Source organism: Bacteroides sp. D2 (assembly GCF_025147085.1).
Taxonomy (GTDB): domain Bacteria; phylum Bacteroidota; class Bacteroidia; order Bacteroidales; family Bacteroidaceae; genus Bacteroides.
In genome coordinates, this window is the sequence record NZ_CP102261.1 from 2335951 (window position 1) to 2355797 (window position 19847).

Here is a 19847-nt window from a genome sequence, read left to right on the forward strand (position 1 = left end):
ACTTTTTAATCATATTAAATATGGAAGAACAAAATAACAACGGACAATTACAGATTGAATTGAGAGAAGAGGTTGCACAGGGAACTTATGCAAATCTTGCTATTATTACTCATTCGAGTTCTGAATTCATCCTTGACTTCGTGCGCGTAATGCCGGGCATACCGAAGGCTGGTGTGCAATCTCGTATTATTGTGGCTCCGGAGCACGCAAAACGTCTGCTGCGGGCATTAGAAGATAATATAGCAAAGTATGAGCGCGTATTCGGTCCGATTCGTACTTCGGATGAACCCCCTATTTCTCCTTTGACGGGTGTAAAAGGCGAAGCGTGAGGATGATATAAAAACATTAAAAAAGAAAAAAAAGTTGTAGCGCATTGAATATTCAAATATTATTCGTATTTTTGCAGCCCAAAATGTATAGTTACGAAATTAATATAACAATAATATAAATCAAAAAACAATTAAAATGCCTACAATTCAGCAATTAGTAAGAAAAGGACGCGAAGTGCTGGTGGAGAAAAGTAAATCTCCAGCCTTGGATTCATGTCCTCAAAGACGTGGCGTTTGCGTGAGAGTATACACTACTACTCCGAAGAAGCCGAACTCTGCAATGCGTAAAGTAGCTCGTGTACGTTTGACTAACCAAAAAGAGGTGAACTCATACATTCCGGGAGAAGGACACAACTTGCAGGAACACTCAATCGTTTTGGTACGTGGTGGTCGTGTGAAAGACCTTCCGGGTGTGCGTTATCACATTGTACGTGGTACACTTGATACAGCAGGTGTTGCTGGTCGTACTCAAAGACGTTCAAAGTATGGTGCTAAGCGTCCGAAACCAGGACAAGCTGCTGCTCCTGCTAAGGGTAAGAAAAAATAAGGATTAAGACCTAATTAAAATTAAAGTAATAACTTACGTTTTAGTTTGTTGGAAATGCTAAAGGTTGAGTAAATTCTCCGGAGGGAGAGTTGAAGAAGTCAAGAAGTAGACAACCAAGAACAAAAACATTATTTTTCAAACAAATGAGAAAAGCAAAACCAAAAAAACGCCTGATTCTTCCGGATCCCGTGTTTAATGACCAAAAGGTTTCCAAGTTTGTGAACCACTTGATGTATGATGGAAAGAAAAATACATCTTATGAAATCTTTTATGCCGCTTTGGAAACAGTGAAAGCAAAACTTCCTAACGAAGAAAAATCAGCTCTCGAAATCTGGAAAAAGGCTTTGGATAATGTAACTCCGCAAGTGGAAGTAAAGTCTCGCCGTGTAGGTGGTGCAACTTTCCAAGTTCCTACTGAAATCCGTCCGGATCGTAAAGAATCAATCTCTATGAAGAATCTGATTCTGTTTGCTCGCAAAAGAGGTGGTAAATCAATGGCTGACAAGTTGGCTGCTGAAATTATGGATGCCTTCAATGAACAAGGCGGTGCATACAAGCGTAAAGAAGATATGCACAGAATGGCAGAAGCTAACCGTGCATTTGCTCATTTTAGATTCTAATACTGTAAGAAACCAAATATAAACTTAAAGTAAAGGAATTAGAAGATGGCTAAACATGATTTACATTTAACTCGTAATATCGGTATCATGGCTCACATCGATGCCGGAAAAACAACTACTTCTGAACGTATCCTGTTCTACACTGGATTGACTCACAAAATAGGTGAAGTTCATGATGGTGCTGCTACTATGGACTGGATGGAACAGGAGCAAGAACGTGGTATCACTATTACATCTGCTGCTACAACAACAAGATGGAAATATGCTGGTGATACTTATAAAATTAACTTGATTGACACTCCGGGGCACGTTGATTTTACTGCAGAGGTAGAACGTTCATTGCGTATCCTTGATGGAGCTGTGGCTGCTTATTGTGCTGTTGGTGGTGTTGAGCCCCAATCAGAAACTGTATGGCGTCAAGCTGATAAATATAACGTTCCTCGTATTGCTTATGTTAATAAGATGGACCGTTCTGGTGCAGACTTCTTTGAAGTAGTTCGCCAGATGAAGGATGTGCTTGGAGCTAATCCGTGTCCGATTGTTGTTCCTATTGGTGCTGAAGAATCTTTTAAAGGTCTTGTTGATCTTATCAAAATGAAAGCTATTTATTGGCACGATGAAACAATGGGTGCTGACTACAGTGTTGAGGAAATTCCGGCAGAACTTGTCGATGAAGCTAACGAGTGGAGAGACAAGATGCTTGAAAAAGTAGCTGAATTTGATGATGCTTTGATGGAGAAATATTTCGATGATCCTTCTACTATTACTGAAGAAGAAGTGTTGAGAGCTCTTCGCAATGCAACAGTTCAGATGGCCGTAGTCCCCATGCTTTGTGGGTCTTCTTTCAAGAACAAAGGTGTTCAGACATTGCTTGACTATGTTTGTGCTTTTTTGCCTTCTCCGCTTGATACAGAGAATGTAATAGGTACAAATCCTAATACTGGAGCTGAAGAAGATCGTAAACCAAGTGATGATGAAAAAACATCAGCTTTAGCATTTAAGATCGCAACTGACCCATATGTAGGTCGTTTGACTTTCTTCCGTGTTTATTCAGGTAAAATTGAAGCAGGTTCTTATATCTACAACTCTCGCTCTGGTAAGAAAGAACGCGTTTCTCGTCTGTTCCAGATGCACTCTAACAAACAGAATCCGGTTGAAGTAATCGGTGCTGGTGATATCGGTGCAGGTGTAGGTTTTAAGGATATTCACACTGGTGATACTTTGTGTGATGAAAATGCTCCGATCGTACTTGAATCTATGGACTTCCCGGAACCAGTTATCGGTATCGCTGTAGAACCTAAGACGCAGAAGGATATGGATAAGCTGTCTAACGGTTTGGCTAAATTGGCTGAAGAAGATCCGACGTTTACTGTGAAGACAGACGAACAGACAGGTCAGACGGTTATTTCTGGTATGGGTGAGCTTCACTTGGATATCATTATTGATCGTTTGAAACGTGAGTTCAAGGTAGAATGTAACCAGGGTAAGCCGCAGGTTAACTACAAAGAAGCTATCACGAAGACAGTTAATTTGCGTGAAGTATATAAGAAGCAATCTGGTGGGCGTGGTAAGTTTGCTGATATCATCGTGAATATTGGTCCGGCTGATGCAGATTTCACTTTGGGTGGTTTGCAGTTTGTTGACGAAGTGAAAGGTGGTAACATTCCTAAGGAATTTATTCCTGCTGTTCAGAAAGGCTTTACGAATGCCATGAAGAGTGGTGTTTTGGCAGGTTATCCGCTGGATTCATTGAAAGTTACTTTGGTTGATGGTTCATTCCATCCGGTTGACTCTGATCAGTTGTCATTCGAAATCTGTGCAATGCAGGCTTATAAAAATGCATGTGCTAAGGCAGGTCCTGTTTTGATGGAACCTATCATGAAACTGGAAGTTGTAACTCCGGAAGAGAATATGGGTGATGTTATCGGTGACTTGAACAAACGTCGTGGACAGGTTGAAGGTATGGAATCTAGTCGTTCTGGTGCCCGTATCGTGAAGGCGATGGTTCCGCTGGCAGAAATGTTTGGTTATGTAACAGCTTTACGTACTATCACTTCTGGTCGTGCAACTTCATCAATGACTTACTCTCATCACGCTCAACTTTCTTCTTCTATTGCTAAGGCTGTATTGGAAGAAGTAAAAGGACGTGCTGATTTACTCTAAAATATCTAAAGCAGCAGGCTAGCGAATGACTCTTAGCCTGCCGCTTTATCTTATTATAAATGTATTAATTAAAAAAATAATGAGTCAGAAAATTAGAATTAAATTGAAATCTTACGACCACAACTTGGTTGACAAGTCAGCTGAGAAAATTGTAAGAACTGTAAAAGCTACAGGTGCTATTGTTAGCGGTCCGATACCTCTGCCTACGCACAAGCGTATCTTTACTGTGAACCGTTCGACTTTCGTAAACAAAAAGTCTCGTGAGCAATTTGAACTCTCTTCTTATAAGAGATTGATCGACATCTATAGCTCAACAGCTAAGACAGTAGATGCTCTGATGAAGTTGGAATTGCCAAGTGGTGTGGAAGTAGAAATTAAAGTTTGATAATTAAAAATTAGTGAAATGCCAGGATTATTAGGAAAAAAAATCGGAATGACATCCGTTTTCAGTGCCGATGGTAAAAATGTACCATGCACTGTTATCGAAGCAGGTCCTTGTGTTGTTACTCAAGTTAAAACTGTAGAAAAAGATGGCTATGCAGCTGTTCAGTTGGGTTTCCAGGACAAAAAGGAAAAACATACAACTAAACCGTTGATGGGACATTTTAAAAGAGCAGGAGTAACACCGAAGAGACACTTGGCTGAGTTCAAAGAATTTGGAACAGATTTGAATCTGGGTGATACTATTACCGTAGAGATGTTTAACGATGCTAACTTTGTTGACGTTGTTGGAACTTCTAAAGGTAAAGGTTTCCAGGGTGTAGTAAAAAGACATGGTTTTGGTGGTGTGGGTCAGGCTACTCACGGACAGCACAACCGCGCTCGTAAACCGGGTTCTATTGGTGCTTGTTCTTACCCTGCAAAAGTATTCAAGGGAATGCGCATGGGTGGACAACTTGGTGGTGACAGAGTCACTGTACAAAACTTGCAGGTATTAAAAGTAATCGCGGATCATAACCTTCTTTTGATTAAAGGTTCAATCCCGGGTTGCAAAGGTTCAATCGTATTAATTGAGAAATAATGGAAGTTAACGTATATAACATTAAAGGTGAAGACACTGGGAGAAAGGTTACGTTAAACGAATCTATCTTCGGAATTGAGCCCAACGACCACGCTATCTATTTGGACGTAAAACAGTTTATGACCAATCAGCGTCAGGGTACTCATAAGTCAAAAGAAAGAAGTGAAATCAGTGGTTCAACTCGTAAGATCGGTCGCCAGAAAGGTGGTGGCGGAGCTCGTCGTGGTGATATGAACTCACCGGTTCTTGTAGGTGGTGCCCGCGTTTTCGGTCCGAAACCAAGAGACTACTTCTTCAAGTTGAATAAAAAAGTTAAGACATTGGCTCGTAAGTCAGCTTTGTCTTATAAAGCTCAAAACGATGCAATCGTTGTCGTTGAGGATTTCACATTTGAAGCTCCTAAGACAAAAGATTTCGTTGCAATGACAAAAAATCTTAAAGTTTCCGATAAAAAGCTACTTGTAATTTTACCGGAAGCAAATAAAAACGTATATTTGTCAGCTCGTAACATTGAGAGTGCTAATGTGCAGACTATCTCGGGATTAAATACTTACAGAGTATTGAATGCTGGGGTTGTTGTGCTTACTGAAAACTCTCTGAAGGCTATTGACAATATCTTAATTTAAAAAGGAGGCTTAAATAATGGGAATTATTATTAAACCGTTGGTAACAGAAAAAATGACTGCAATCACAGATAAGCTGAATCGTTTCGGCTTTGTTGTACGTCCTGAAGCTAACAAACTGGAAATTAAGAAGGAAATTGAAGCTCTTTATAATGTTACAGTAGTTGATGTGAATACTGTGAAGTATGCTGGCAAAAATAAGAGCCGTTATACCAAAGCAGGTATCATCAATGGTCGTACGAATGCTTTCAAAAAAGCAATCGTGACATTGAAAGAAGGAGATTCTATTGATTTTTATAGCAATATTTAATAAAAATGGCAGTACGTAAATTTAAGCCCACAACACCGGGGCAAAGACATAAAATTATTGGTACTTTCGAAGAAATTACTGCATCAGTACCAGAAAAGTCTCTTGTATATGGTAAGAAATCATCTGGAGGTCGTAACAGCGAAGGTAAGATGACTATGCGCTACATTGGTGGCGGTCATAGAAAGGTGATTAGAATTGTTGATTTCAAGAGAAATAAGGACGGTGTTCCAGCAGTAGTTAAAACAATTGAATACGATCCGAATCGTTCGGCTCGTATCGCTCTGTTATTTTACGCTGATGGAGAAAAAAGATATATTATTGCTCCCAATGGATTGCAAGTTGGTGCGACTCTGATGTCAGGTGAAACAGCAGCGCCAGAGATTGGTAATGCTCTTCCTCTTCAAAACATTCCGGTGGGTACTGTGATTCACAATATCGAATTACGTCCGGGACAGGGTGCTGCTCTGGTTCGTTCAGCTGGTAACTTTGCTCAGTTGACTTCTCGTGAGGGTAAGTATTGTGTAATTAAGTTGCCTTCAGGTGAAGTTAGACAGATTCTTAGCACTTGTAAAGCTACTATCGGTAGTGTAGGTAACTCTGATCATGGATTGGAAAGTTCAGGTAAAGCTGGACGTTCTCGTTGGCAAGGACGTCGTCCTCGTAACCGTGGTGTTGTAATGAACCCGGTTGATCACCCGATGGGTGGTGGTGAAGGACGTGCTTCTGGAGGTCACCCAAGATCACGTAAGGGATTGTACGCTAAGGGACTTAAGACTAGAGCTCCTAAGAAACAGTCGTCTAAGTACATTATTGAGAGAAGAAAAAAGTAATCTGATTAATTGAGTAAACTATGAGTCGTTCATTAAAAAAAGGTCCATATATTAACGTTAAGCTTGAAAAGAGAATTCTTGCCATGAATGAATCAGGTAAGAAAGTCGTAGTAAAGACTTGGGCCAGAGCTTCAATGATTTCGCCTGATTTTGTAGGCCATACAGTTGCAGTTCACAATGGAAATAAATTTATTCCTGTTTATGTTACCGAGAATATGGTAGGACACAAGTTGGGCGAATTTGCTCCAACTCGTACATTCAGAGGACACGCTGGTAACAAGAAAAGATAACAGGATTTATTTGAAATAATAAAGTAATAAATAATAATGGGAGCAAGAAAAAAAATATCGGCTGAAAAGAGAAAAGAAGCCCTTAAGACCATGTATTTTGCAAAATTGCAAAATGTTCCTACTTCTCCGCGTAAGATGCGTCTGGTTGCAGACATGATCCGTGGTATGGAAGTGAACAGAGCACTTGGTGTTTTGAAATTTTCTTCAAAAGAAGCTGCTGCAAGAGTGGAAAAATTGCTTCGCTCTGCAATTGCTAACTGGGAACAGAAAAACGAACGTAAAGCGGAAAGTGGCGAGTTGTTCGTAACACAGATTTTTGTTGATGGTGGAGCTACACTCAAAAGAATGAGACCGGCACCACAGGGTAGAGGTTATAGAATTCGCAAACGTTCAAATCACGTAACATTGTTCGTTGGTGCTAAAAGTAATAACGAAGATCAAAATTAAGGTAGATGGGACAAAAAGTTAATCCAATAAGCAACCGTTTAGGAATTATCAGAGGATGGGATTCTAACTGGTATGGTGGAAATGATTACGGTGATTCTTTGCTGGAAGATAGCAAAATCCGTAAATATCTTAATGCAAGACTTGCAAAAGCAAGTGTATCAAGAATCGTAATTGAACGTACGCTGAAGCTCGTTACTATTACTGTTTGCACTGCTCGCCCGGGTATTATTATCGGTAAAGGTGGCCAAGAAGTTGATAAGTTAAAAGAGGAGTTGAAGAAGGTTACCGACAAAGATATTCAAATCAATATCTTTGAAGTGAAGAGACCGGAACTGGATGCTGTGATTGTTGCTAACAACATCGCTCGTCAGGTTGAAGGTAAAATTGCCTATCGCCGTGCCATCAAAATGGCTATCGCAAACACAATGCGTATGGGTGCTGAAGGTATCAAAATTCAGATTTCAGGACGTTTGAATGGAGCTGAAATGGCCCGTTCTGAAATGTATAAAGAAGGAAGAACTCCGTTGCACACTTTCAGAGCTGATATCGACTACTGTCATGCAGAAGCATTGACTAAAGTAGGTCTTTTAGGTATCAAAGTTTGGATTTGTAGAGGTGAAGTGTTTGGTAAGAAAGAATTGGCTCCGAACTTTACGCAAAGCAAAGAAAGTGGTCGTGGAAACAATAGTGGAAACAACGGCGGAAAGAACTTCAAAAGAAAGAAAAATAATCGCTAAACGAATTTGAATTTTAGGAAACTATGTTACAACCGAAAAAGACAAAATTCAGAAGACAACAAAAAGGCCGTCAGAAAGGTAATGCCCAGAGAGGCAACCAGCTGGCCTTTGGTTCTTTTGGCATAAAGGCTTTGGAGACTAAGTGGATTACAGGCCGTCAGATCGAAGCTGCTCGTATTGCAGTAACAAGATATATGCAACGTCAAGGACAGATCTGGATCCGTATATTCCCGGATAAACCGATCACTAGAAAACCTGCCGATGTACGTATGGGTAAAGGTAAAGGTGCTCCAGAGGGATTTGTGGCTCCTGTGACTCCAGGTAGAATCATTATTGAAGCTGAAGGAGTATCTTACGAAATCGCGAAAGAAGCATTGCGCTTAGCTGCTCAAAAGCTTCCTATTACAACGAAGTTTGTCGTAAGACGTGATTATGATATTCAAAATCAAAATGCGTAAGTGTTATGAAAATTGCAGAAATAAAAGAAATGACTACTAATGATTTAGTAGAAAGAGTAGAGGCGGAAACAGCTAATTATAACCAAATGGTTATTAATCATTCTATTTCTCCTTTGGAAAATCCTGCTCAAATCAAACAATTACGCAGGACTATTGCGCGTATGAAAACAGAATTGCGCGAAAGAGAACTTAACAATAAATGATCAGCTTGATGGAAGCAAGAAATTTAAGAAAAGAAAGAACAGGGGTTGTGTTGAGCAATAAGATGGATAAGACCATCACAGTTGCTGCCAAATTTAAGGAAAAACACCCTATATATGGTAAGTTCGTTAGTAAAACGAAGAAGTACCATGCTCACGATGAAAAGAATGAATGCAATATCGGTGATACTGTAAGCATCATGGAAACTCGTCCTTTGAGCAAGACTAAAAGATGGAGATTAGTAGAAATAATTGAAAGAGCTAAGTAATTATGATACAAGTAGAATCCAGACTTACAGTATGTGATAACAGTGGAGCGAAAGAGGCGTTGTGTATCCGCGTTTTGGGTGGCACAGGTCGTCGTTATGCTTCAGTGGGGGATGTCATTGTAGTTTCAGTGAAGAGTGTTATCCCTTCTAGTGATGTTAAAAAAGGTGCAGTATCAAAGGCTTTGATTGTACGTACAAAGAAAGAAATTCGTCGTCCTGATGGTTCTTATATACGTTTTGATGATAATGCTTGCGTGTTGTTGAATAATGCAGGTGAAATTAGAGGTAGTCGTATTTTCGGTCCTGTAGCAAGAGAACTTCGTGCTACAAACATGAAAGTTGTGTCACTTGCGCCTGAGGTACTTTAATTTGTAAAAGATTTAAGTAATGAGTAAATTACATATTAAAAAAGGCGATACAGTTTACGTAAATGCTGGCGAAGATAAGGGCAAAACTGGTCGTGTATTGAAGGTTCTTGTTAAAGAAGGACGTGCATTTGTAGAAGGTATCAATATGGTATCTAAAAGCACAAAACCGAATGCTAAGAATCCGCAAGGTGGTATCGTGAAGCAGGAAGCTTCTATCCACATTTCAAACTTGAACCCGGTTGATCCAAAAACTGGTAAAGCAACGCGTATTGGGAGAAAAAAGAGTTCGGAAGGAACTTTAGTGCGTTATTCTAAAAAATCAGGAGAGGAGATTAAGTAATGAGTAATACTGCTAGTCTTAAGAAAGAATATGCAGAGCGTATAGCACCTGCATTGAAATCACAGTTCCAGTATTCTTCTACAATGCAGGTACCCGTACTTAAGAAGATTGTTATCAATCAAGGGTTAGGTATGGCTGTTGCTGATAAGAAGATTATCGAAGTTGCAATCAATGAAATGACAGCTATCACAGGTCAGAAAGCTGTAGCTACCATTTCTCGTAAAGATATCGCAAACTTTAAGTTGCGTAAAAAAATGCCGATTGGTGTTATGGTAACTTTACGTCGTGAAAGAATGTACGAATTCCTTGAAAAATTGGTTCGTGTAGCTCTTCCTCGTATTCGTGACTTCAAAGGTATCGAAAGTAAGTTTGATGGTAAAGGTAACTATACCCTTGGTATTCAGGAACAAATCATTTTCCCTGAAATAAATATCGATAGTATTACAAGAATTCTCGGAATGAATATTACCTTTGTAACCTCTGCGGAAACAGATGAAGAAGGTTATGCTTTGCTGAAGGAATTCGGTTTACCTTTTAAAAACGCTAAAAAAGACTAATAGATATGGCAAAGGAATCAATGAAAGCACGTGAAGTAAAACGTGCTAAATTAGTAGCCAAATACGCCGAAAGAAGAGCTGCTTTGAAGCAAATCGTAAGAACAGGTGATCCTGCTGATGCTTTTGAAGCTGCACAGAAGTTGCAAGAGTTGCCAAAGAATTCTAATCCGATTCGTATGCACAACCGTTGCAAACTGACTGGACGTCCTAAAGGTTATATTCGTCAATTCGGAATTTCGAGAATTCAATTCCGTGAGATGGCATCTAACGGACTGATCCCAGGCGTAAAAAAAGCAAGCTGGTAATTATTGTTTAAATATTGTCAGGGTAGTCCTGATTAATTTAATTTATTTTTATATGACTGATCCAATAGCAGATTATTTAACGAGGTTGCGGAACGCGATTGGTGCAAAGCACAGAGTTGTTGAAGTTCCCGCTTCGAACTTGAAAAAAGAAATCACTAAGATTCTTTTTGAAAAAGGCTACATTCTTAATTATAAGTTTGTAGAAGATGGTCCTCAAGGAACTATTAAGGTTGCCTTGAAGTATGATTCTGTTAACAAAGTTAACGCAATCAAAAAGTTAGAAAGAATATCTTCTCCGGGTATGCGTAAGTATACTGGTTACAAAGATATGCCGCGTGTTATTAATGGGCTGGGTATTGCTATAATATCTACTTCCAAAGGTGTAATGACTAACAAAGAGGCTGCAGAACTGAAGATCGGTGGTGAAGTCTTGTGTTATGTATATTAATTAGGAGGAATTAGAATGTCAAGAATAGGAAAATTACCCATTAGTATCCCTGCTGGAGTGACAGTCACTCTGAAGGATAATGTGGTTACCGTAAAGGGACCCAAAGGCGAAATGAGCCAATATGTGAATCCTGCTATCAATGTTGCCATTGAAGACGGACACGTAACTTTAACAGAAAACGATAAAGAAATGCTTGATAACCCAAAGCAAAAACATGCTTTCCACGGTTTGTATCGTTCTTTGGTTCACAACATGGTTGTGGGCGTATCTGAAGGATACAAGAAGGAACTGGAACTAGTTGGTGTAGGTTATCGTGCTTCTAACCAAGGTAACATCATTGAGCTTGCTTTAGGTTATACACACAATATTTTCATTCAATTACCTGCTGAGGTAAAAGTTGAAACTAAGTCTGAAAGAAATAAGAATCCTCTTATTATATTGGAATCGTGTGACAAACAATTGCTTGGTCAAGTTTGCTCTAAAATACGTTCTTTCCGTAAGCCTGAACCATACAAGGGTAAAGGTATTAAGTTTGTTGGCGAAGTAATTCGTAGAAAGTCTGGTAAATCAGCCGGCGCTAAGTAATTCATATAAAATTAGATTATTATGACAACAAAAATAGAAAGACGAGTTAAGATCAAATATAGAGTACGCAACAAAATTTCAGGTACTACTGAATGTCCGCGTATGAGTGTATTTAGAAGTAACAAGCAAATTTATGTCCAGATTATCGATGATCTTTCTGGTAAGACACTGGCTGCCGCTTCTTCTTTAGGTTTGACTGATAAAGTTGCTAAAAAAGAACAAGCTGCTAAAGTGGGTGAAATGATTGCTAAAAAGGCTCAGGAAGCAGGTATAACTACTGTTGTTTTCGACCGTAATGGTTACTTGTATCATGGGAGAGTAAAAGAAGTAGCTGATGCTGCTCGTAACGGTGGACTTAAATTTTAATCATTATGGCAGGAGTTAATAATAGAGTTAAGATTACTAACGATATAGAACTGAAAGATAGATTAGTTGCTATTAATCGTGTTACTAAAGTTACCAAAGGTGGTAGAACTTTTAGTTTCTCTGCAATCGTTGTTGTAGGTAACGAAGAAGGTATCATTGGTTGGGGACTTGGTAAAGCAGGTGAAGTAACAGCTGCTATCGCTAAAGGTGTTGAATCAGCTAAAAAGAACCTGGTGAAAGTGCCTATTTTGAAAGGTACTGTTCCTCATGAACAATCAGCTAGATTTGGTGGTGCTGAAGTATTCATCAAACCTGCATCTCACGGAACCGGTGTTGTAGCTGGTGGTGCTATGCGTGCTGTATTGGAAAGTGTTGGTGTTACTGACGTTTTGGCTAAATCTAAAGGTTCTTCAAATCCGCACAACCTTGTTAAAGCTACAATCGAAGCTTTGAGTGAAATGCGTGATGCAAGAATGGTTGCTCAGAACAGAGGTATTAGTGTTGAAAAAGTATTTAGAGGATAAGGAGGAGATATGTCAACTATAAAGATTAAACAAGTTAAAAGTAGAATTGGTGCTCCAGCTGATCAGAAAAGAACTCTCGATGCACTGGGACTTCGTAAACTGAACCGTGTGGTTGAACACGAAAGCACTCCTTCAATTCTTGGGATGGTAGATAAAGTAAAACACTTGGTTGCCATTGTTAAGTAATTATTTGTTGAATAATAAAACGAAATTACAATATGAACTTAAGTAATTTAAAACCTGCAGAGGGATCTACTAAGACAAGAAAAAGAATTGGACGTGGAACTGGTTCTGGCTTAGGCGGTACTTCTACAAGAGGTCATAAGGGAGCTAAATCAAGATCTGGATACTCTAAGAAGATCGGTTTTGAAGGTGGTCAGATGCCTCTTCAACGTCGAGTTCCTAAATTTGGTTTCAAGAATATCAATCGTGTAGAATATAAAGCCATCAATCTGGATACTATCCAGAAACTTGCTGAAGCTAAGAGCTTGGCAAAAATTGGTGTAAACGACTTTATCGAAGCAGGATTTATATCTTCAAATCAGTTGGTAAAAGTATTGGGTAACGGAACTCTGACTAGCAAGCTGGAAGTAGAAGCTCATGCATTCTCTAAGACTGCAACTGCTGCTATTGAAGCTGCTGGTGGAACTGTAGTAAAACTCTGATTCAATGAGAAAAGCTATTGAAACATTAAAGAATATATGGAAGATTGAGGATCTGAGACAGCGGATCCTCATCACCATATTGTTTGTGGCAATTTACCGTTTCGGATCATATGTCGTATTACCGGGTATCAATCCGGCAATGCTGGCAAAATTGCACGAACAAACAAGTGAAGGCCTTTTAGCCTTGTTAAATATGTTCTCTGGAGGAGCATTTTCTAATGCCTCTATTTTTGCATTAGGAATCATGCCTTATATCTCTGCATCTATCGTAATCCAGTTGTTGGGAATCGCTGTGCCGTATTTCCAGAAGCTGCAACGCGAAGGTGAGAGCGGCAGAAGAAAAATGAATCAATATACTCGTTATTTGACGATTGCTATATTGTTAGTTCAGGCCCCTTCTTATTTGCTCAATCTTAAAATGCAGGCTGGCCCTTCCTTAAATGCTTCATTAGATTGGACTCTGTTTATGGTTACCTCTACCATTATTTTGGCAGCAGGTAGTATGTTTATTTTGTGGCTTGGTGAAAGAATTACTGATAAAGGTATTGGTAACGGTATTTCATTTATCATCTTGATTGGTATTATCGCTCGTTTCCCTGATGCTTTGTTGCAAGAAGTTGTATCAAGAGTAGCAAATAAGAGTGGTGGTTTGATCATGTTTATAATTGAAATCGTATTCTTGTTATTAGTGATTGGTGCTGCTATTCTTTTGGTACAAGGTACAAGAAAGATTCCTGTACAGTATGCAAAAAGAATTGTTGGTAACAAGCAATATGGTGGTGCTAGACAGTACATTCCTTTAAAAGTGAATGCTGCTGGTGTTATGCCTATCATTTTTGCTCAGGCAATCATGTTTATTCCAATTACGTTTATCGGTTTTTCAAATGTAAATGATGCGGGCGGTTTCTTGCATGCGTTTACAGATCATACAAGTTTCTGGTATAATTTTGTTTTTGCGGTAATGATTATATTATTTACATATTTCTATACTGCAATTACAATTAATCCGACTCAGATGGCTGAGGATATGAAGAGAAATAATGGTTTCATCCCTGGTATTAAACCGGGAAAGAAAACAGCAGAGTATATTGATGATATAATGTCTCGTATTACTTTGCCGGGTTCTTTCTTCTTGGCTTTAGTTGCTATTATGCCTGCTTTTGCCGGTATATTCGGAGTGCAAGCAGGATTTGCTCAATTCTTCGGCGGTACATCTTTGTTAATTCTTGTAGGTGTTGTTCTTGATACACTGCAACAGGTTGAAAGTCATTTGTTGATGAGACATTATGATGGTCTGTTGAAATCTGGTCGTATTAAAGGACGCGCTGGTGTAGCGGCATATTAATTCTTTAGATTAGAAATGATATTTCTTAAAACAGAAGATGAAATAGAATTGCTCCGTCAGAGTAACCTGCTTGTTGGTAAAACTCTTGCAGAGGTTGCCAAACTGGTGAAGCCTGGTGTAACTACACGTGAGTTGGATAAGGTTGCTGAAGAGTTCATTAGAGATCATGGGGCAACTCCAACTTTCAAAGGATTTCCGAATCAATATGGAGAACCATTTCCCGCATCTCTTTGTACTTCTGTTAATGAACAGGTTGTACATGGAATCCCAGGGGATATTGTACTGAAAGATGGCGATATCGTATCAGTGGATTGCGGAACTTATATGAATGGTTTTTGTGGTGATTCTGCTTATACTTTTTGTGTAGGAGAGGTGGACGAAGAAATTCGTAACTTGTTGAAGGTAACTAAAGAAGCGTTATATATTGGCATTCAGAACGCAGTGCAAGGCAAAAGAATCGGAGACATCGGGTATGCTATTCAGCAATATTGTGAGTCTCACTCTTATGGTGTAGTGCGTGAGTTTGTTGGTCATGGCATTGGTAAAGAGATGCACGAAGATCCTCAAGTGCCTAATTATGGTAAAAGAGGATATGGACCTTTGATGAAAAGAGGCCTTTGCATAGCGATAGAGCCGATGATAACATTGGGAGATCGACAAGTGATTATGGAACGTGACGGATGGACTGTGAGGACCAGAGATCGTAAATGTGCTGCACATTTTGAACATACGATAGCTGTTGGAGTTGGTGAAGCTGATATTTTGTCTTCATTCAAATTCATAGAAGAAGTTTTAGGAGATAAAGCAATATAATATGGCAAAGCAATCTGCAATAGAACAAGATGGAGTTATAGTTGAAGCATTGTCAAATGCAATGTTTCGTGTTGAATTAGAAAACGGACATGAGATTACTGCACATATTTCAGGTAAGATGCGGATGCATTACATCAAGATCTTGCCGGGAGATAAAGTGAGAGTCGAAATGTCTCCTTACGACTTATCGAAAGGAAGAATTGTGTTTAGATATAAATAAAATAAGATATGAAAGTAAGAGCATCATTAAAGAAACGCACGCCAGAATGTAAGATCGTTAGACGTAATGGCCGTTTGTATGTTATTAACAAGAAAAATCCTAAGTATAAACAACGTCAAGGATAATTTGTTATTTTTGCAAAAAAAATAATTAAGTATATGGCTATAAGAATAGTTGGTGTAGATTTACCTCAGAACAAAAGAGGTGAAATTGCGTTGACCTATGTATATGGAATAGGTCGCAGTAGTTCAGCAAAAATTTTAGATAAAGCTGGTGTAGATAAAGATCTGAAGGTTAAAGACTGGACAGATGATCAAGCTGCTAAGATTCGTGAGATTATCGGTGCAGAGTATAAAGTGGAAGGTGATCTTCGTTCTGAAATCCAATTGAACATTAAGCGATTAATGGATATTGGTTGCTATCGTGGTGTACGTCACCGTATTGGTCTGCCTGTTAGAGGTCAGAGCACTAAGAACAATGCACGTACTCGTAAAGGTAGAAAGAAAACCGTTGCTAATAAGAAAAAAGCTACTAAATAATAATTGTTGATATGGCAAAAAAAACAGTTGCAGCTAAAAAGAGAAATGTGAAAGTAGACGCTAATGGACAGTTGCATGTTCATTCATCTTTCAACAATATTATTGTTTCTCTTGCAAACAGTGAAGGGCAGATTATCTCTTGGTCATCTGCTGGTAAAATGGGATTTAGAGGTTCTAAAAAGAATACTCCTTATGCAGCTCAGATGGCTGCCCAGGATTGTGCAAAGATTGCATTTGATCTTGGCCTGAGAAAGGTAAAAGCATATGTGAAGGGTCCAGGTAACGGACGTGAGTCTGCTATTAGAACTATCCACGGTGCTGGTATCGAAGTTACTGAAATCATTGACGTGACTCCGCTTCCACATAATGGTTGTCGTCCTCCGAAAAGACGTAGAGTTTAATTTACCTTTAACTTACACAATGATCTTGATTTTGTTTTTGGATTACATTTAATTTCTCTCTGTAATCGCGGCTGCAACAAATTAAGTTCATGAATAAACAATTAAATATTTAAAAGAAATGGCTAGATATACTGGACCAAAATCGAGAATAGCCCGTAAATTCGGTGAAGGAATCTTTGGAGCTGACAAAGTTTTGTCAAAGAAGAACTATCCTCCCGGACAACATGGTAATTCAAGAAAAAGAAAAACTTCTGAATATGGTGTGCAACTTCGTGAAAAGCAGAAAGCTAAATACACCTATGGAGTTTTAGAAAAACAATTCCGCAATTTGTTTGAAAAAGCAGCTACTGCTAAAGGTATTACCGGTGAGGTACTCCTTCAATTGCTGGAAGGCCGTCTTGACAACGTAGTATTCCGTTTGGGAATTGCTCCTACACGTGCTGCTGCTCGTCAGTTGGTTAGTCACAAGCACATTACTGTAGATGGTGAAGTGGTAAACATCCCTTCATTTGCAGTAAAACCAGGACAATTGATTGGTGTTCGTGAAAGATCTAAATCTTTGGAAGTAATTGCTAATTCTCTTGCAGGTTTCAATCATAGCAAGTATGCTTGGTTGGAATGGGACGAAGCTTCTAAGGTTGGTAAAATGTTGCACATACCTGAAAGAGCAGACATTCCTGAGAACATTAAAGAACATTTGATCGTTGAATTGTATTCTAAATAATAATTAATTTCATGGCGATATTAGCATTTCAAAAACCTGATAAAGTATTAATGTTGGAGGCGGACTCCAGATTCGGTAAATTCGAATTCCGTCCGTTGGAACCGGGTTTTGGTATTACTGTAGGTAATGCATTACGCCGAATCCTTCTTTCTTCATTAGAGGGTTTTGCTATCACTACTATCAGAATCGATGGTGTGGAGCATGAATTTTCTAGTGTACCTGGAGTAAAAGAGGATGTTACCAACATTATCTTGAATCTGAAACAAGTGAGATTCAAGCAAGTAGTTGAAGAGTTCGAGAGCGAAAAAGTGAGCATCACTGTCGAGAATTCCAGTGAATTTAAAGCAGGTGACATAGGTAAGTATTTGACTGGATTTGAAGTGTTAAATCCGGAATTAGTTATTTGTCATTTAGATTCTAAGTCAACTATGCAGATTGATATTACAATTAACAAGGGCCGTGGTTATGTACCTGCTGATGAGAATCGCGAGTATTGCACGGATGTTAATGTGATTCCAATCGACTCTATTTATACACCGATACGTAATGTCAAGTATGCTGTAGAAAACTTCCGTGTAGAACAGAAGACTGACTACGAAAAGCTAGTACTTGAAATTAGTACCGACGGTTCTATACATCCGAAAGAAGCGCTGAAAGAAGCTGCAAAAATTCTGATTTATCACTTCATGTTGTTCTCTGACGAGAAGATCACGCTTGAAAGTAATGATACTGATGGCAATGAAGAGTTTGATGAAGAAGTATTGCACATGCGTCAGCTGTTGAAAACTAAACTCGTTGATATGGACTTGTCAGTTCGTGCCCTCAATTGCTTGAAGGCTGCTGACGTAGAAACTCTCGGCGACTTGGTACAATTCAACAAAACTGACCTGCTGAAATTCAGAAACTTCGGAAAGAAATCGCTTACCGAGCTTGATGATTTGCTGGAAAGTCTGAATCTGTCGTTTGGAACCGACATTTCTAAATATAAATTAGATAAAGAATAAAAAATGAGACATAATAAAAAATTCAATCATTTAGGTCGTACTGCTTCTCATAGAAGCGCTATGTTATCTAACATGGCTTGCTCTTTGATCAAGCACAAAAGAATCACTACGACTGTTGCAAAGGCGAAAGCTTTGAAAAAGTTTGTTGAGCCTTTGATTACTAAGTCTAAAGAAGATACTACGAACTCTCGTCGTGTTGTATTTAGCAACTTGCAAGATAAGATTGCAGTAACAGAATTGTTCAAAGAAATCTCTGTTAAGATTGCTGATCGTCCGGGTGGTTATACTCGTATTATCAAGACTGGTAACCGTTTGGGTGACAATGCAGAAATGTGCTTCATCGAGTTGGTTGACTACAATGAAAACATGGCTAAGGAAAAAGTTGCTAAGAAAGCTACTCGTACTCGTCGTTCGAAGAAAGCTGCTGAAGCTGCTCCTGCTGCTGTTGAAGCTCCTGCAACTGAAGCTCCTAAGGCTGAAGAACCAAAAGCTGAATCAGCTGAATAATTTTACAGTTATTCTTATAGATATAAAAAAGGCTACCTGTGAGGGTAGCCTTTTTTGTTTGTCTGCCGTTTACTAATACTAAGATACATTAAAATATATCTTAATAGAACTTTTCATAGAGAGAATCTGTTATATTTGCAGGTGAATATGGCAAAATTTGTAAAGGTAATATTGTTGCTGTTGCTGACTGTTGCTTTTCATAGCATAGCAGGCAATGTTTCTACTGCGAAAGTGGTGGATGAGCAGGAGCGTGCTATTACATATGCAATGAGACAGCATGGGGAAATCAGCGCACCGGATCTTCCTGGTAAGCCAGTGGCTGAATTGAACAACTTGCAAAGCCATCAGATATCTGTAACACGTATTCAACGTGTGCAACTTGGAGAATATTTCTTTTCTTTAAAAAATGCGCTACAATGTTGTGCTGATCGTGATAACTCACTTTCACAACACTGGGGGCGGATTTATGGTACAACAACTTCCTATTATTGCCAGCCATCAAGTGAATACTATGTATATACTTTGAGGCGTATAATTATTTAGTAGTCTATTTATTGGTATTGTTTATTTTGTGGTTACTGGTATCTTCTGTAATACCGGTGACTATATCCTTTTTATCTTTATATTTTTACTAATAATTTAAACTTTAAATATTATGGCAACTACTCAAACGATTGATGCTACTATCTTCGCATCTTCACACCCCGATATCGCAAAACGTACAAGTGTTTCAGGAGTTTTAATTTCTTCTGTAATGTTATTGGTTGGTATTTTAGCTTTTGCTTCCACTTTCGAATTGGAAGATAAGTCTTCTACGGTTAGTATGGCTTTGATGGTTCTGGGAACAGGTTTATTCCTTATGGGGATTTTCCGTCTCTTCTGGAAATCAAAAGAAGTTATTTATTTGCCAACCAAAAGTGTGGCTAAAGAGCATAGTATATTCTTTGATTTGAAACACATGGATGCTTTGAGGAATCTTGTGAATTCGGGTTCATTCTCTGCAGGTTCGAATATAAAGAGTGAGGCTAGTGGTAATATACGTATGGATGTGATACTTTCTGCTGATAAAAAGTTTGCAGCTGTACAGTTATTCCAGTTTATACCTTATACATATCAGCCAATAACATCAGTGCAGTATTTCACTGATGAACAAGCTTCAGCGGTAATAGCATTTCTGGCAAAAAGTAAAATGCAGTAAAAGTATATCTACAAAACCTGTTTAACTTTGTTTTTTCCGACACATTAAAACAGGTAGCTTGAAATTTTATATTCAGTTTGCTGCTACTAAATAA

At 38.7% G+C, this 19847-nt stretch carries 36 protein-coding genes; all 36 read left to right on the plus strand.

Features of this window, described 5'->3' with window-relative positions; all coding sequences use genetic code 11:
* Positions 1-20 precede the first annotated feature (20 nt).
* The 36 genes from NQ505_RS07965 (at position 21) to NQ505_RS08140 (ending at position 19753) form a co-directional block, all read left to right on the plus strand.
* Complete coding sequence (locus tag NQ505_RS07965) at positions 21-329, plus strand: DUF3467 domain-containing protein (RefSeq protein ID WP_004296354.1); 309 nt, start codon at positions 21-23, stop codon at positions 327-329.
* Positions 330-465: 136 nt separating this feature from the next.
* On the plus strand, positions 466-876 hold the full coding sequence (rpsL, locus tag NQ505_RS07970; protein WP_002558078.1) for a 30S ribosomal protein S12: 411 nt from the start codon (positions 466-468) through the stop codon (positions 874-876).
* A gap of 143 nt (positions 877-1019) precedes the next feature.
* Positions 1020-1496 (plus strand): 30S ribosomal protein S7, encoded by a 477-nt coding sequence (rpsG, locus tag NQ505_RS07975; RefSeq protein ID WP_004296352.1) that lies wholly within the window; start codon positions 1020-1022, stop codon positions 1494-1496.
* Positions 1497-1541: 45 nt separating this feature from the next.
* Positions 1542-3659 (plus strand): elongation factor G, encoded by a 2118-nt coding sequence (fusA, locus tag NQ505_RS07980; protein WP_004307538.1) that lies wholly within the window; start codon positions 1542-1544, stop codon positions 3657-3659.
* A 79-nt stretch (positions 3660-3738) separates the two neighbouring features.
* Complete coding sequence (gene rpsJ / locus NQ505_RS07985) at positions 3739-4044, plus strand: 30S ribosomal protein S10 (RefSeq protein ID WP_002558075.1); 306 nt, start codon at positions 3739-3741, stop codon at positions 4042-4044.
* Positions 4045-4062: 18 nt separating this feature from the next.
* Positions 4063-4680 carry a 50S ribosomal protein L3 gene (gene rplC, locus NQ505_RS07990; protein WP_004296349.1) on the plus strand — a complete coding sequence of 206 codons (618 nt, stop codon included), beginning with the start codon at positions 4063-4065 and terminating at the stop codon, positions 4678-4680.
* Positions 4680-5306: a 50S ribosomal protein L4 gene (gene rplD, locus NQ505_RS07995; protein ID WP_008997826.1), complete on the plus strand. Its 627-nt coding sequence runs from the start codon at positions 4680-4682 to the stop codon at positions 5304-5306. Before rplC ends, rplD begins: the two co-directional genes overlap by 1 nt.
* Positions 5307-5322: 16 nt before the next feature.
* Positions 5323-5613, plus strand: coding sequence for a 50S ribosomal protein L23 (rplW, locus tag NQ505_RS08000; RefSeq protein ID WP_008997827.1), 291 nt, complete (start codon positions 5323-5325; stop codon positions 5611-5613).
* Between the two features lie 5 nt (positions 5614-5618).
* Positions 5619-6443, plus strand: coding sequence for a 50S ribosomal protein L2 (rplB, locus tag NQ505_RS08005; protein ID WP_004296346.1), 825 nt, complete (start codon positions 5619-5621; stop codon positions 6441-6443).
* A gap of 20 nt (positions 6444-6463) precedes the next feature.
* Positions 6464-6733 carry a 30S ribosomal protein S19 gene (gene rpsS, locus NQ505_RS08010; protein WP_004296345.1) on the plus strand — a complete coding sequence of 90 codons (270 nt, stop codon included), beginning with the start codon at positions 6464-6466 and terminating at the stop codon, positions 6731-6733.
* A 36-nt stretch (positions 6734-6769) separates the two neighbouring features.
* Positions 6770-7180, plus strand: a complete 411-nt coding sequence (gene rplV, locus NQ505_RS08015; RefSeq protein ID WP_004296344.1) for a 50S ribosomal protein L22 — start codon at positions 6770-6772, stop codon at positions 7178-7180.
* A gap of 5 nt (positions 7181-7185) precedes the next feature.
* Positions 7186-7917, plus strand: a complete 732-nt coding sequence (gene rpsC / locus NQ505_RS08020) for a 30S ribosomal protein S3 (protein ID WP_004296343.1) — start codon at positions 7186-7188, stop codon at positions 7915-7917.
* Positions 7918-7940: 23 nt separating this feature from the next.
* Positions 7941-8375 (plus strand): 50S ribosomal protein L16, encoded by a 435-nt coding sequence (gene rplP / locus NQ505_RS08025; RefSeq protein ID WP_004291234.1) that lies wholly within the window; start codon positions 7941-7943, stop codon positions 8373-8375.
* A gap of 5 nt (positions 8376-8380) precedes the next feature.
* A complete protein-coding gene (rpmC, locus tag NQ505_RS08030) occupies positions 8381-8578 on the plus strand; it encodes a 50S ribosomal protein L29 (protein WP_004296342.1) in 198 nt (65 codons plus the stop codon).
* Positions 8575-8844 (plus strand): 30S ribosomal protein S17, encoded by a 270-nt coding sequence (gene rpsQ, locus NQ505_RS08035; RefSeq protein ID WP_004296341.1) that lies wholly within the window; start codon positions 8575-8577, stop codon positions 8842-8844. Before rpmC ends, rpsQ begins: the two co-directional genes overlap by 4 nt.
* A gap of 2 nt (positions 8845-8846) precedes the next feature.
* Positions 8847-9212 (plus strand): 50S ribosomal protein L14, encoded by a 366-nt coding sequence (rplN, locus tag NQ505_RS08040; RefSeq protein ID WP_004296340.1) that lies wholly within the window; start codon positions 8847-8849, stop codon positions 9210-9212.
* A gap of 19 nt (positions 9213-9231) precedes the next feature.
* Positions 9232-9552, plus strand: a complete 321-nt coding sequence (gene rplX, locus NQ505_RS08045; RefSeq protein WP_004296339.1) for a 50S ribosomal protein L24 — start codon at positions 9232-9234, stop codon at positions 9550-9552.
* On the plus strand, positions 9552-10109 hold the full coding sequence (gene rplE, locus NQ505_RS08050; RefSeq protein ID WP_004296338.1) for a 50S ribosomal protein L5: 558 nt from the start codon (positions 9552-9554) through the stop codon (positions 10107-10109). Before rplX ends, rplE begins: the two co-directional genes overlap by 1 nt.
* 5 nt (positions 10110-10114) lie before the next feature.
* The gene (rpsN, locus tag NQ505_RS08055) at positions 10115-10414 is read left to right on the plus strand and encodes a 30S ribosomal protein S14 (RefSeq protein WP_004296337.1); all 300 of its coding nucleotides are present in this window, start codon (positions 10115-10117) and stop codon (positions 10412-10414) included.
* 52 nt (positions 10415-10466) lie between these two features.
* Positions 10467-10862 (plus strand): 30S ribosomal protein S8, encoded by a 396-nt coding sequence (rpsH, locus tag NQ505_RS08060; protein ID WP_004296336.1) that lies wholly within the window; start codon positions 10467-10469, stop codon positions 10860-10862.
* A gap of 15 nt (positions 10863-10877) precedes the next feature.
* The gene (gene rplF / locus NQ505_RS08065) at positions 10878-11447 is read left to right on the plus strand and encodes a 50S ribosomal protein L6 (protein WP_004296335.1); all 570 of its coding nucleotides are present in this window, start codon (positions 10878-10880) and stop codon (positions 11445-11447) included.
* A gap of 21 nt (positions 11448-11468) precedes the next feature.
* Positions 11469-11813, plus strand: a complete 345-nt coding sequence (gene rplR, locus NQ505_RS08070) for a 50S ribosomal protein L18 (RefSeq protein ID WP_004296334.1) — start codon at positions 11469-11471, stop codon at positions 11811-11813.
* 5 nt (positions 11814-11818) lie between these two features.
* Positions 11819-12337, plus strand: a complete 519-nt coding sequence (gene rpsE, locus NQ505_RS08075) for a 30S ribosomal protein S5 (protein ID WP_004296333.1) — start codon at positions 11819-11821, stop codon at positions 12335-12337.
* Positions 12338-12346: 9 nt separating this feature from the next.
* Positions 12347-12523, plus strand: a complete 177-nt coding sequence (gene rpmD / locus NQ505_RS08080; RefSeq protein ID WP_004296332.1) for a 50S ribosomal protein L30 — start codon at positions 12347-12349, stop codon at positions 12521-12523.
* A gap of 32 nt (positions 12524-12555) precedes the next feature.
* Positions 12556-13002, plus strand: a complete 447-nt coding sequence (gene rplO, locus NQ505_RS08085) for a 50S ribosomal protein L15 (protein WP_008997828.1) — start codon at positions 12556-12558, stop codon at positions 13000-13002.
* Positions 13003-13006: 4 nt separating this feature from the next.
* Positions 13007-14347 carry a preprotein translocase subunit SecY gene (gene secY / locus NQ505_RS08090; protein WP_004296330.1) on the plus strand — a complete coding sequence of 447 codons (1341 nt, stop codon included), beginning with the start codon at positions 13007-13009 and terminating at the stop codon, positions 14345-14347.
* Between the two features lie 15 nt (positions 14348-14362).
* Positions 14363-15160, plus strand: a complete 798-nt coding sequence (gene map, locus NQ505_RS08095; protein ID WP_008997829.1) for a type I methionyl aminopeptidase — start codon at positions 14363-14365, stop codon at positions 15158-15160.
* A 1-nt stretch (position 15161) separates the two neighbouring features.
* Complete coding sequence (infA, locus tag NQ505_RS08100; protein ID WP_002558052.1) at positions 15162-15380, plus strand: translation initiation factor IF-1; 219 nt, start codon at positions 15162-15164, stop codon at positions 15378-15380.
* Positions 15381-15388: 8 nt separating this feature from the next.
* Positions 15389-15505, plus strand: coding sequence for a type B 50S ribosomal protein L36 (ykgO, locus tag NQ505_RS08105; RefSeq protein WP_002558051.1), 117 nt, complete (start codon positions 15389-15391; stop codon positions 15503-15505).
* Between the two features lie 33 nt (positions 15506-15538).
* Positions 15539-15919, plus strand: coding sequence for a 30S ribosomal protein S13 (gene rpsM / locus NQ505_RS08110; RefSeq protein ID WP_004296328.1), 381 nt, complete (start codon positions 15539-15541; stop codon positions 15917-15919).
* 11 nt (positions 15920-15930) lie between these two features.
* Complete coding sequence (gene rpsK, locus NQ505_RS08115; protein ID WP_004296327.1) at positions 15931-16320, plus strand: 30S ribosomal protein S11; 390 nt, start codon at positions 15931-15933, stop codon at positions 16318-16320.
* A 118-nt stretch (positions 16321-16438) separates the two neighbouring features.
* A complete protein-coding gene (gene rpsD, locus NQ505_RS08120; protein WP_004296326.1) occupies positions 16439-17044 on the plus strand; it encodes a 30S ribosomal protein S4 in 606 nt (201 codons plus the stop codon).
* A gap of 11 nt (positions 17045-17055) precedes the next feature.
* Positions 17056-18048: a DNA-directed RNA polymerase subunit alpha gene (locus tag NQ505_RS08125; RefSeq protein ID WP_004296325.1), complete on the plus strand. Its 993-nt coding sequence runs from the start codon at positions 17056-17058 to the stop codon at positions 18046-18048.
* Positions 18049-18051: 3 nt separating this feature from the next.
* Positions 18052-18555, plus strand: a complete 504-nt coding sequence (gene rplQ, locus NQ505_RS08130) for a 50S ribosomal protein L17 (protein ID WP_004313458.1) — start codon at positions 18052-18054, stop codon at positions 18553-18555.
* A 147-nt stretch (positions 18556-18702) separates the two neighbouring features.
* Positions 18703-19098 carry a hypothetical protein gene (locus tag NQ505_RS08135; protein ID WP_008997830.1) on the plus strand — a complete coding sequence of 132 codons (396 nt, stop codon included), beginning with the start codon at positions 18703-18705 and terminating at the stop codon, positions 19096-19098.
* A 112-nt stretch (positions 19099-19210) separates the two neighbouring features.
* Positions 19211-19753, plus strand: a complete 543-nt coding sequence (locus NQ505_RS08140) for a hypothetical protein (protein WP_004310879.1) — start codon at positions 19211-19213, stop codon at positions 19751-19753.
* The last annotated feature ends 94 nt before the right edge of the window (positions 19754-19847 follow it).